Raw genomic sequence first — 12,036 nt, forward strand, 5'->3', positions numbered from 1 at the left:
GCCCCCATTGCCGCCTATATCTGAGCGGTCAATACCGCATAAACGCCCAAACGCGTCGTTTCAGCGAAACTGTCATTTTTCGGTTATGATTGTGTAACTTACGCACAAGGAGATGAGATGCTGTCTATTGCTAAGCGAACGACCGCGGGCGCGGCGATTTTATTGATTATGCCGCTGGCTGTCTGGATCTCTGGCTGGAGCTGGGAGCCCGGGCAAAACCACTGGTGGCTGCGCGTACTCTTCTGGATGACCGAAACGGTAACACAACCCTGGGGCATTATCACGCACGTGGTGCTCTGCGCCTGGTTCCTGTGGTGCTTACGTTTTCGTCTGAAAGCCGCACTAATGCTCTTTGTGATCCTCGGTTGCGCGATTGTGGCCGGGCAGGGGGTGAAATCCTTCGTCAAGGGGCAGGTGCAGGAGCCGCGTCCCTTCGTCTTATGGCTGGAAAAAGAGCACTCCATCCCAACCGATCAGTTTTACAGCTTGAAACGTAAAGAGCGGGGCGCGCTGGTGAAAGAGCAACTCGCCAGCCAGCATGATATTCCCGGTTTTTTACGCCACCACTGGCAAAAAGAGACCGGCTTTGCCTTCCCGTCTGGCCATACCATGTTTGCCGCCAGCTGGGCGCTGCTCGGCGTCGGGCTGCTGTGGCCACGCAGAAGGAGATGGACTATCGTGATTCTGCTCGCCTGGGCGACGAGTGTGATGGGCAGTCGTTTGTTGCTGGGCATGCACTGGCCGCGCGATTTAGCGGTAGCCACGCTTATCTCCTGGATTCTGGTCACGCTGGCGACATGGCTGGCGCAGCGCATCTGCGGGCCACTCACGCCGCCAGCGGAAGAGGTGCCGGAGATCGTCGAGCGTGACAGCGAGACTTGATTTCCATCATTTCGCCCGCAAATCAGAAATTAACATTATGCATTTCCATTTCGCGGCGGGCGCTAAAATGGTAGTTTATAAGGCTTGTGGCAGTCAGTTGCACATAAATTCATCGCACGAACCACATAACGGGATGTAATGTGAAATATTTACTCATTTTTTTACTGGTGTTAGCGATTTTTGTCGTGTCGATTACGCTTGGTGCGCAAAACGATCAGCAAGTCACGTTTAATTATCTCCTCGCACAGGGTGAATATCGCATCTCTACGCTGTTGGCCGTGCTGTTTGCCACCGGTTTCGCAATCGGCTGGCTGATTTGCGGTCTCTTCTGGTTACGCGTGCGCGTTTCCCTCGCTCGTGCAGAACGTAAAATTAAACGCCTCGAGCAGCAGCTTGCTCCCGCCGCGGACGTTCCGGTTACGCCCGGTACGCCGGCGGTGAAGGAATAATATTTTATGCTGGAGTTGCTGTTTCTGTTGTTGCCTGTCGCAGCGGCCTATGGCTGGTATATGGGGCGCAGAAATGCTCAACAAACCAAACAGGATGAGGCGAACCGGCTGTCGCGTGAATACGTGGCCGGGGTTAACCTTTTACTGAGTAATCAGCAGGACAAAGCGGTAGACCTCTTTCTCGATATGTTGAAAGAGGATACCGGCACGGTCGAGGCACACCTGACCCTCGGCAATCTGTTCCGTTCGCGCGGTGAAGTTGACCGCGCTATCCGCATCCATCAAACCCTGATGGAGAGCGCCTCCCTCTCATACGATCAGCGCCTGTTAGCGGTGCAGCAGCTTGGCCGCGATTATATGGCGGCCGGTATGTACGATCGCGCCGAAGATATGTTTAACCAACTGGTGGATGAGACCGATTTTCGCGTCAGCGCGTTGCAACAGCTGCTGCAGATCTACCAGGCAACCAGCGACTGGCAGAAGGCGATTGATGTCGCCGAGCGTTTGGTGAAGCTGGGTAAAGATAAGCAGCGCGGTGAAATTGCTCATTTCTACTGCGAGCTTGCGCTGCAGCAGATGGGCAATGAAGATATGGATCGCGCCATGGCGCTGCTGAAGAAGGGCGCCGCTGCCGATCGCGACAGCGCGCGCGTCTCCATCATGATGGGGCGCGTCTTCATGGCAAGCGGTGACTACGCCAAAGCGGTAGAGAGCCTGTTGCGGGTCATTGACCAGGATAAAGACCTGGTCAGCGAAACGCTGGAGATGCTGCAAACCTGCTATCTGCAGTTGGGTAAAACCGAGGAGTGGGCGGATTTCCTGCAGCGTTGCGTTGAGGAGAACACTGGCGCGGCTGCCGAACTGATGCTGGCGGAGATCGTTGAGCGCCGCGAGGGGGCAGATGCCGCGCAGGGTTACGTTACGCGGCAGCTGCAGCGCCACCCGACCATGCGTGTGTTCCATAAACTGATGGACTACCATCTCAACGAAGCCGAAGAGGGCCGGGCGAAAGAGAGCCTGATGGTACTGCGCGAAATGGTGGGCGAGCAGATACGCAGCAAGCCGCGCTATCGCTGCCATAAATGCGGTTTTACGGCCTATACCATGTACTGGCACTGCCCATCCTGCCGCGCCTGGTCGACGGTTAAACCGATTCGCGGTCTCGACGGACAGTGATTTTTTAAAAATAATCATTTTAGTTACAACATACTTCTAGAGTGTGTTTTGACGGTTCCATCAGCAGCTGTGCAATCAGCGCTTTACAGGCCAGGGAACTGTCATTTCGCGCGCGGCGCAGGTAGAATGCTGCCCGTTTATCCATTTTGCGCCTGAGCGGGTGCCCTCATTTCAGAAGGTCTGATCATGACGTCCACTGCTTTATCGACTTCCCGCGCGGTTACCGACTCTCCGGTCGTAGTCGCTCTCGATTACGCCAACCGTGATAACGCCCTGGCTTTTGTAGAGCGCATCGATCCGCGCGATTGCCGCCTGAAAGTGGGCAAAGAGATGTTCACCCTCTTCGGGCCGCAATTTGTGCGCGAGCTGCAGCAGCGCGGTTTCGATATCTTCCTCGATCTCAAATTCCACGACATTCCCAATACCACGGCGCACGCGGTAAAAGCGGCAGCCGATCTGGGCGTCTGGATGGTGAACGTCCACGCTTCGGGTGGCGCACGCATGATGACCGCAGCCAAAGAGGCGTTGCTACCGTTTGGCGCAGATGCACCGCTGCTGATTGCGGTTACCGTGTTAACCAGTATGGAAGCGAGTGATTTACAGGATCTCGGCATTGCCGCCACGCCTGCGGAGCACGCCGAACGCCTGGCGCGCCTCACACAGCAGTGCGGGCTTGATGGTGTGGTCTGCTCGGCGCAGGAAGCGGTGCGTTTCAAAAGCGAACTTGGGCATTCATTTAAACTGGTCACCCCGGGTATCCGCCCACAGGGCAGCGACGCGGGCGATCAGCGGCGGATTATGACGCCGGAGCAGGCGCTGCAAGCCGGTGTCGATTACATGGTTATTGGACGCCCGGTCACCCAATCTGCTGATCCGGCGCAAACTCTGAAAGCCATTAACGCCTCGTTAGGTAAGGGGAGAGCATGATGGATAACAACAGCCGTCTGGTCTACTCCACCGAAACCGGGCGCATTGAGGAAGAGAAAACGCCAGTAGCGCGCCCAAAAGGCGACGGTATAGTGCGTATCCAGCGCCAGACCAGCGGGCGTAAAGGCAAAGGCGTCTGTTTAATCACCGGCATCGATCTTGATGATGACGCGCTAACTAAACTGGCGGCAGAGCTGAAGAAGAAATGTGGCTGTGGCGGGGCGGTGAAAGAGGGCGTAATTGAGATTCAGGGTGATAAACGCGATCTGCTCAAAACACTGCTCGAAGCAAAAGGCATGGAAGTGAAACTTGCCGGTGGTTAAAAGAGGAAAGGCCGCGTTATTCACGCGGCCTTTTATTTACATAATTTTTAAATCAGACCTGAAAGAAAGTAGATTTCTTGATATTTTTTTGCCGTAGTACCGACTAATTATTTACCAACCTGATGGCCAATAATACCGCCGACTGCTGCGCCGCCCAGCGTGCCGAGCGTACTGCCGTCTGTTAATACAGCACCACCAAGCGCGCCCGCACCCGCGCCAATCGCGGTGTTACGAGAACGTTTATCCCAGTGACCACAAGCACTCAGAGACATTGCCAGGGTAACTGCCAGTACTGCCGCGGCCATTTTTTTACTTGTTAACATCATCATACTTTCTCCTGAATAATCGATTCACGGAATCAGAGGCACTCTAAGTATAGTCTTAGAAATAATCTCAACGCTCTTCCGTGAAACCTTGCTGCGCAGGGGTAATGCAATCACCTCGGTGATAATTACTCCCTGTTATATCGCTGATAATAATTTTACGCAGCGGCAGGCAACAAGCCAGGTAAAAACTCTTAATAAAAAGCTCAGAATCGTCTCAGAAAATAGAGAGATAGCCCGCCTTAGCGGGCAAAATAATCAGATGTTGGATGGGCTTTGAACAATATCGATAATCAGCCCCGCCTCTGTGAGCTGACGTTGTGCCTCGGTGGAGATCGCATCGTCTGTAATGACGCGCTGAAAGCGGTCAACTGGCCCCAGCGTGTAAGGGTGCACCACACCGAATTTAGAGCTGTCTGTCAGCACTATCGCCTCGCTGCCTTTTTCCAGCACGGCATTCACCACATCGGTGCGCATCATGTCGCGACCGGTAAAACCTGTCTCCGGATGCCAGCCATCAATCCCGATGAACGCTTTACTGAAATGCACCTGCGAGATGTACTGGCGCGTCAGCGGCCCCACCATGCTTTCACTCTTTTTCTGGTAGATACCGCCGAGCAAAATCACTTCACACTGCGCCGATTTAAGCAGGTGCGCGATGTAGCTGCTGACCGTAATGATGGTGATGTCACGCTGCTCGCCCAGCTTACGGGCGAGAAGGGCATTGCTGCTGCCGTTCTCAATAAACACCGTTTCACCGGCGCGCACCAGCGAGGCGGCAAAATCGGCCAGTTCGCGCTTTACGGCATAATTAGTCAGCATCCGCGTTTCGACATCTTCGCTGTCGAGCGGCACGGCAAACCCGTGTGTGCGACGTAAATAGCTCTGCTTTTCCAGCGTATTCAGATCCTGGCGAATCGTCACTTCAGAAACGCCGGTCATGCGGGCAAGATCGGCGACGCTCATCTGCCCTTTATCAATGACCGTTTGCAAAATAAGTTGTTGTCGGGAATTCATAGCCACACTTTGTTATCGTTCGCGCAAATGGAGATCGCCACGACTGCGGTAGCATTCCCGGCTGCCGCATCATGGCGAAAAGTTACTTAAATTTCCCAGGGCGTTTTCGTCGTGCCTGAGTGGGGAGCCTGGTTACTGTTATCGAGATCCCGTAACTCCATTTTCAGAATTTCGAGATTACGGATAGCGGACTGATAATCTCCGGCCACCAGAATATCGAGCACGGTATCGATCCGGCCAGCCAGCTGCTTCACATCGATCTCTGCCATACCTTCACCTCTTCATCGAAAAACGAATAAATTCAATGATGCAGAAAAGCGTTTAAAAAGAGAAGGGAAAAAACAGATCGCAAGCGCTTCTCTGCATGAAGTATATATTCATCCTCCCGCCCGTGGTCGGTTCAGCGCGTGACGTAGTCTTTGCAGGCGCGCAACGCGCACTATCTGGAGGAATACGCAATGACGATAAGTAATCAACCGACCTGCAAACTCTTCACCGATGAACAACGTTTCACGCAACTCTCAGGTTTTTATGAAGAGGAGCGGCGCACCGTGTGGATGATGCTGCGCGCCAGGCCGCGACCCTGCTTTAATCACCAACTGATTGAGGAGATAATGAACCTCTCCTGGCTGGTCAAACAGTGCGGCTTTGCCGTCGATTTCTGGGTCACCGGATCGCTGGTACCCGGCATGTTCAACACTGGCGGCGATCTGCACTTTTTTGTTGAGTGCATCAAAAACGGACGTCGCGAAGCGCTGCGCGCCTATGCCCGCGCTTGCGTGGATTGTGTTCATGCCGCATCACGCGGTTTTGACACTGGTGCTATTTCGTTGGCAATGATTGAAGGGAGCGCACTCGGCGGCGGGTTTGAGGCAGCACTGGCGCACCATTTTGTGCTGGCCCAGCGCGATGCGCGTCTCGGTTTCCCGGAGATCGCCTTTAACCTCTTTCCCGGCATGGGAGCCTACTCATTAGTGACCCGCCGTTCGGGGATGAAGCTGGCTGAAGAACTAATCTACAAAGGGGAGGCTCATTCGGCAGAGTGGTATGCGCCAAAAGGGCTGGTCGATGTCGCTTTTGAAGAGGGGCAAGGCTTTATCGCCGTACGCACCTTTATCGATACGCTACAGCCCCGCCTCAATGGCGTACGCGCTATGCTCAGGGCGCGCCAGCGCGTACTGCAACTGCCGCGCAGTGAGCTGATGGATATTACGGAAGATTGGGTGGAAGCCGCCTTCTGCCTGCAAGCGAAAGATATCGCCTATATGGAGCGCCTGGTGCTGTTGCAAAACCGCCATACGGCGGTTTTGCTCAGTAAAGCAGGTTAACGCGCCTTGCGTGGCGGGTAGCGTTTAAACCACCGTTCAAACGCGGCAGCGGGCATCGGTCTGGCGAACAGAAACCCCTGCCGCTCATGCACGCCATTGTCGGTCAAAAACGCATCCTCCTGCTCACTCTCCACCCCTTCGGCAATCACCTGCAAATTAAGCGCCTGCGCGACCGCGACAATCGCGCGCACCAGCGATTGTGAAATCGGTTGTTGATGAATATCGCGCACGAAGCTCTGATCGAGTTTGATGGCGTTAAGCGGAAAGCGCGCCAGCTGCGAGAGTGAGGAGTAGCCGGTGCCAAAGTCATCCAGATGCACCTGCGCCCCCAGCGCGCTGAACTGCTGGATCACAGAGAGTGCCAGCGCTTCGTTCTCAATAATGCAGCTTTCGGTCAGCTCAACGTCAATCGGGCACTCAGCAAAATGGAGTTCGCTGAGTGCGCGTTTCACATCACTGAAGATGGTTTGATCGGCGAGTTGTCGCGCAGAGACATTCACCGCCACGCGCAAGTGAATCCCCTGGTCGCGCCATTTCGCCACTTGCCTTACCACATCCAGCATTACCCAGCGGCCGAGCGGCACAATCAGGCCGGACTCTTCGGCGTAGGAGATAAAATCGAGCGGTGGAATCAGCCCGCGCTCGGGTGACTGCCAGCGTACCAGCGCTTCCAGGCTGCGCACTTCGCCGTCCCGGTTCACTTTCGGCTGGTAGTGAATCACCAGCTGCTCTTTATCCAGCGCCTTGCGCAGATTGGTATCGAGCCAGAGATACTCAAACACCCGCTGGTTCATCTCGGCGGAAAACACACAAAACTTGCCGCGACCGCTCTCTTTGGCGGTATACATCGCGGTATCGGCATTACGGATCAGGCTTTCTCGATCGCAGCCATGTTCCGGTGCGAGGGCGATGCCAAGCGAGCAGCCGGAGTAGATCTCAATCAGCCCGATGCGAAATGGCGCACGCAGCCTGCACAAAATGCGCGACGCCATCGCCTCCAGCGCCACTTGCGAGGTGTCGGTCGCCAGCACGATAAACTCATCGCCGCCAAGACGCGCCAGCACTTGTCCCTCATCAAGACAGCCTAATATGGCCAGCGCAACGGCCTGCAGCAGCTGGTCACCAAACATGTGCCCATAGGCATCGTTCACTTTTTTGAAGTTATCGAGATCGAGATAGACCACGCCGACATGCGTGTCGCCGCGCGCGGCAACGGCATCGCTAATGCGATCCTGGATAGCGTTGCGATTGGGCAAACCGGTGACGGTATCGGTATTCGCCAGCACCCTGAGCCGCTCCTGAGCGTGGCGCTCCTCGGTGATATCGGTGCCGGAGCAGATGAGATAAACCTCGTTTTTACCGCTGCCGCTGTGGACAAACTTATTGCGGAAGATAAACAGCCGCTGGCCTTTACGCGTCTTGACCCAACGCTCCACTTCATAGGAGGAGCCTTCGCGGAAAAACTGGGTGATATTGCGCTTTGAGGCCGCCGCTTCACTGCGGCTCATAAACAGCTTAAAGACGTTTTGCCCAATCACCTCATGCTCTTTCAGGCCGGTGTACTCTTCGCTCAGGCGATTAAAACGCTGAATGTTGCCCAGCCGGTCAAGGATGACAATCACCGAATTGGCTTCCGACACCACCTGCTCCGCAAAAGAGAGACCCTGCACCAGATCGCGGGCGACGGCCTGGGTATCGTCCCACGCCGATGCGCTGCCCGCCCAGGCGTTACGCGTGATTTTGCGCCCGACCAGGTGAACCTTCACCTCTTCGCCAAACAGCGTGATGCCCATGGTCAGGCTGGAGGTAATCACCGTCATTGCACGGATCTGCGCCGCCTGCTCATCCGTCAGCGCGACCACTTGTGTCGTATCGGCATGCTCTTCAGGGGCGAAATGCAGGGCGTTGCTGTCCGCCGTAAGCCGCCAGTAAGGCGTGTGTGAACCCAGATAGCGAAACAGCATGCTCTGTTCCTGCGTCTCTCTCATGCGTTCTCCCAGCCTGCCCGCCCCAGGACGGGCACCTGTTGATGACCGACAACCGCCATTAAAGACAAGGCGGTCCTCCGTTAACGTATTGTTTTTATAGGAGTGGTGAGTAAAGCGTTACCTGGCGTGAAAAGCAGAGACGGCTGCCGCACGCAAATGTGGGCGGTAAACAAACCGCTGCCTGATGAGAAGTGTGGTCGGTTTTAGCTATTTATGGGAGGGAAAGTGCTTAAAAATGCGCAATATATCGGCAAAAAACGCTCCCTCCCGGGCGGGAGGGAGCGTATAGCCGGGGCGTTACATCACCGGGCGGGCGATCACGCTGCGGGTTTCCATTCGCACTTCGGCGATGGTGACATCAATAACATCCGTCACTTTGAATACCACTTCGCCTTTGATCTGCACGGTGCCGCTCTCCTGGCTGCACACCAGCTCATCACGCACGGCATGAATGAAGGGGGCAGGGATAAAGGCGACCGCACCGTTATCCACCAGGCGAACGCGCACACCGCCGCGGCTGACATCAATGATCTCCGCTGCGAAGCGGGTGTCGGTGCCGGCTCTGTTTTGCAGGAAACGGGCATACAGCCAGTCGCCGACATCACGCTCGGCCATGCGGTTCAGGCGACGGCGTTCCGCCATCTGCACCGTGGTCTCATCCTGCGGACGCACCGGCGTTTCGCCTTTAATGATCGCTTTCAGCAGGCGATGATTGACCATATCGCCATACTTACGAATCGGTGAGGTCCAGGTGGCGTAGGCATCCAGCCCCAGGCCGAAGTGCGGACCAGGATTGATGCTTATTTCGGCGAAAGACTGGAAACGGCGAATACGGCTGTCGAGGAAACCAGAAGGCTGTGCGTCAAGTTCACGGCGCAGTTTGCAGAAACCTTCCAGCGTCAGCACCTCTTCAGCCTTCACCTCAACCCCGTGGGTTTTCAGCATTGCGACCAGTTGCTCGCTGTTCGCCGGATCAAAACCTAAATGGACGTTGTAGATACCAAAGCCCAGCTTGTCGCGCAGCACGCGCGCGGCGCAGATGTTGGCGGCAATCATCGACTCTTCAACGATACGGTTAGCAATCCGGCGTGGCTCGGCAACGATATCAAGCACTTCGCCTTTTTCGCCCAGCACAAAGCGGTAATCCGGGCGGTCTTTAAACACCAGCGCATGAGTCTGACGCCACTGACCGCGCAAATCGCAGGCGCGTTTCAGCAGGCGGATCTGCGAGGCAATGGCGTCATTGACTGGTTGCCATTCGCCGCGGTTTTCCAGCCAGTCAGAGACATCGTCATAGGCCAGTTTGGCTTTTGATTCGATGGTAGCGGCGAAAAACTCAATGTTCTCTTCAATCGTGCCGTCGCTGTCCAGCGTCATGCGGCAGACCAGCGCCGGACGCACTTCATTAGCGCGCAGGGAGCAGAGATCGTCGGAGAGTTCGCGCGGCAGCATCGGAATGTTGAAGCCCGGCAGGTAGTTGGTGAAGGCGCGAACTTTCGCCGCATCGTCAAGCTTGCTGCCCTCAGCAATCCACGCAGTGGGATCGGCAATCGCCACGGTCAGCTGCAGCTTGCCATCGGCCAGCTCTTCGGCGTAAAGCGCATCATCCATATCTTCGGTGCTGGCGCTGTCGATGGTGACGAAATCGAGCGCGGTCAGATCCACGCGCTGCAGGCCATCATCGAGCATCTCTGTCGCCGCGCCGTTCGGCGCCTCTTTCTCGAGGTTGTGACGGGCAAGCGTTACCCACCACGGCACAAAGTGGTCGTCTGAGAAGGTGATAAATTGCGTGAGTTCCGCGTAGAAACCGCGATCGCCTTTCAGCGGGTGACGGCGCATCTCGGCGACCGCCCAGTCACCCTCTTTAAAATCATGCTCCACGCCGCGTGCAGCGCGACAGGGGATGGCGTCTTTGAGTAAAGGATGATCCGGCACAATCGACAGGCGGTCATCTTTCTTATGCACTTTGCCCACGAAACGGGTCAGAAAAGGCTCGACCAGCGCTTCCGGCTCCGCGCTTTCGCGCTCTTTTTCCGTGTGAATAACGGCAACAATGCGATCGCCGTGCATCACTTTTTTCATCTGCGGCGGTGGGATGAAATAGCTTTTTTGAGCATCGACTTCCAGAAATCCGAAGCCTTTTTCGGTGCCTTTAACAACACCTTCTGCACGCGGTGTCTGAGAGTGGAGCTGCTGTTTAAGCTGCGCGAGCAGCGGGTTATCCTGGAGCATAATCATCTATTTTCGTGGCTAAAAGAGCGGCTGACAGTTTTACGCGATTCCGCCTGTTGCAGCAAGCGCTCTTTCAGCAAATTCTCTCTGCGTGCCGCCCCGTTTCTGCCTTCACGATACCGGTTCGCCGAGGGCGATCTTCAGCCGATTGATCCAACCGCACAGGGCGCAGCGCAGCAGCAGGCTGAATGCCGCCTGGGGGTTAAAACCCGCCTCGGAGAGCGCTGCAATCTGAGCCGGGCTGAATCTGTCCGGCGCGCAAGTCAGCACCTCTACCGCCTGCACCAGCGTGCGCTCTTCATCGCTATCCGCCAGAAACGCGCTGAGGGCAGGTTCCCCCTGGCGCAGCGCCTCCCGCAGCCCGGCGGCGTGAACGCCGCGCTGCAGACGTTCAGCAAAACAGCCTGTGCTGCCGTTGATACGCGCCGTACAGGCACCCACCAGCCAGCCAAGGGTTTTATTCGGGGTAATCGCATTCACGTGCTGGCAAATCTCACCCAGCTCGTTAAGCAGCAGATGCTCATGCGCCAGCAGCGGCGCAAGCTGGCGCAGCTCAGGCAGCGGCTGCCAGTGGGCAAGCGAGCCCATTTGTGCGGCGTTTGAAATTCGGGGATCAACGCCCTCAATCGCTGGCTGCCAGCCTGAATTTTCATCGGCAAACAGGCTGGCGTCAGCGGCCGGCTGCGTCTCCATGCCGGGAATATAGCGCACCGGTTGCCCCAGCAGCGCCTGCAAAATGGCAAGCACCCGCGCCTGGAAGGCGATAAACCCAACAATCTGGTTAAAGAGCACAACATCAAACAGCGTCAGGCCCACCTCTTCGAGCTGCTGGCGGGCCCGGGCATCAATCACCGACGGCGAGGCGGCAAGCTGGCGCGCATATTGTGTGATTTGCGCCAGCCGACAATTACTCTCACGCGATGAGTCAGGTGCCGCGAGCGGGGCGAGCCGTGCGGCGTAGTGGTTGCATAAACGCTGGACGCCAAATACCTGCGCCACGGTCAGCGCGGTGCTCAGACGATCGTACGTGCTGAAGGTGCGCAGCCGCGTCGTCTGCACACGTTGCGGAAAGAGCAGGGCGTAGAGTTTGCGCGCGGGCGCGGCAATGGCGTCAATATCGCCATGCAGATCATCCGGCAGAAGCAGGTCGAGCAGAAAGGGGTCATTAACGGTAGCGGCTTCGGGAACCAACGGTAGCGCGTGTACCCGGCTGGCGCTTGACTGGGTCTCATGATACCAGTGGCTTTTGCCTGCAATCCGGCGTTGTTCCATGGTCGTTCCTTGGTCTCAAAGTGGCGATCCGGGGACGACGTCAGGTCTGGGTTTGCCGGATCGGTGGTGCTGCTTAATCCTGGCGTAAGGGGAAGGCGGGATAAAAGATTGTTAGGTGA

12 protein-coding genes are annotated in these 12,036 nt (G+C 56.3%); 6 read left to right on the forward strand and 6 right to left on the reverse strand.

Annotation, left to right across the window (positions count from 1 at the left end; all coding sequences use genetic code 11):
• Positions 1 to 117 precede the first annotated feature (117 nt).
• The 5 genes from pgpB to yciH all read left to right on the forward strand — a co-directional run bounded on the left by pgpB (position 118) and on the right by yciH (position 3,757).
• Entirely contained in the window at positions 118 to 882 is a 765-nt protein-coding gene (gene pgpB / locus PU683_RS13020; RefSeq protein WP_277172073.1) for a phosphatidylglycerophosphatase B, read from the forward strand.
• A 140-nt stretch (positions 883 to 1,022) separates the two neighbouring features.
• The gene (locus PU683_RS13025; protein ID WP_187798904.1) at positions 1,023 to 1,331 is read left to right on the forward strand and encodes a LapA family protein; all 309 of its coding nucleotides are present in this window, start codon (positions 1,023 to 1,025) and stop codon (positions 1,329 to 1,331) included.
• A 6-nt stretch (positions 1,332 to 1,337) separates the two neighbouring features.
• Complete coding sequence (gene lapB, locus PU683_RS13030; RefSeq protein WP_277172076.1) at positions 1,338 to 2,507, forward strand: lipopolysaccharide assembly protein LapB; 1,170 nt, start codon at positions 1,338 to 1,340, stop codon at positions 2,505 to 2,507.
• Between the two features lie 186 nt (positions 2,508 to 2,693).
• Positions 2,694 to 3,434, forward strand: coding sequence for an orotidine-5'-phosphate decarboxylase (gene pyrF / locus PU683_RS13035; RefSeq protein WP_277172078.1), 741 nt, complete (start codon positions 2,694 to 2,696; stop codon positions 3,432 to 3,434).
• Positions 3,431 to 3,757, forward strand: a complete 327-nt coding sequence (yciH, locus tag PU683_RS13040; RefSeq protein ID WP_277172079.1) for a stress response translation initiation inhibitor YciH — start codon at positions 3,431 to 3,433, stop codon at positions 3,755 to 3,757. Before pyrF ends, yciH begins: the two co-directional genes overlap by 4 nt.
• A 107-nt stretch (positions 3,758 to 3,864) precedes the next feature.
• Here yciH and osmB read toward each other — a convergent pair whose 3' ends face one another.
• From osmB to yciZ, 3 genes are all read right to left on the reverse strand, one after another.
• Positions 3,865 to 4,083 carry an osmotically-inducible lipoprotein OsmB gene (gene osmB, locus PU683_RS13045; protein WP_034812242.1) on the reverse strand — a complete coding sequence of 73 codons (219 nt, stop codon included), beginning with the start codon at positions 4,081 to 4,083 and terminating at the stop codon, positions 3,865 to 3,867.
• A gap of 255 nt (positions 4,084 to 4,338) precedes the next feature.
• The gene (gene yciT / locus PU683_RS13050; protein ID WP_277172081.1) at positions 4,339 to 5,097 is read right to left on the reverse strand and encodes a DNA-binding transcriptional regulator YciT; all 759 of its coding nucleotides are present in this window, start codon (positions 5,095 to 5,097) and stop codon (positions 4,339 to 4,341) included.
• 86 nt (positions 5,098 to 5,183) lie between these two features.
• Positions 5,184 to 5,366 carry a protein YciZ/DeoL gene (yciZ, locus tag PU683_RS13055; RefSeq protein WP_277172083.1) on the reverse strand — a complete coding sequence of 61 codons (183 nt, stop codon included), beginning with the start codon at positions 5,364 to 5,366 and terminating at the stop codon, positions 5,184 to 5,186.
• A gap of 189 nt (positions 5,367 to 5,555) precedes the next feature.
• Between yciZ and PU683_RS13060 the strand changes: the two genes are divergently transcribed.
• Entirely contained in the window at positions 5,556 to 6,425 is an 870-nt protein-coding gene (locus PU683_RS13060; RefSeq protein WP_277172084.1) for a crotonase/enoyl-CoA hydratase family protein, read from the forward strand.
• Here PU683_RS13060 and pdeR read toward each other — a convergent pair.
• The 3 genes from pdeR to PU683_RS13075 all read right to left on the reverse strand — a co-directional run bounded on the left by pdeR (position 6,422) and on the right by PU683_RS13075 (position 11,917).
• The gene (pdeR, locus tag PU683_RS13065) at positions 6,422 to 8,413 is read right to left on the reverse strand and encodes a cyclic di-GMP phosphodiesterase (RefSeq protein WP_277172086.1); all 1,992 of its coding nucleotides are present in this window, start codon (positions 8,411 to 8,413) and stop codon (positions 6,422 to 6,424) included. The two genes, PU683_RS13060 and pdeR, sit on opposite strands and share 4 nt — an antisense overlap.
• A 297-nt stretch (positions 8,414 to 8,710) precedes the next feature.
• Positions 8,711 to 10,645: an exoribonuclease II gene (locus PU683_RS13070; protein ID WP_277174291.1), complete on the reverse strand. Its 1,935-nt coding sequence runs from the start codon at positions 10,643 to 10,645 to the stop codon at positions 8,711 to 8,713.
• Positions 10,646 to 10,756: 111 nt separating this feature from the next.
• Complete coding sequence (locus tag PU683_RS13075; RefSeq protein WP_277172088.1) at positions 10,757 to 11,917, reverse strand: CMD domain-containing protein; 1,161 nt, start codon at positions 11,915 to 11,917, stop codon at positions 10,757 to 10,759.
• Between the last annotated feature and the right edge of the window lie 119 nt (positions 11,918 to 12,036).

It is taken from the genome of Candidatus Kosakonia sp. 282A-S69 (genome assembly GCF_029433855.1).
Classification (GTDB): domain Bacteria; phylum Pseudomonadota; class Gammaproteobacteria; order Enterobacterales; family Enterobacteriaceae; genus Kosakonia; species Kosakonia cowanii_A.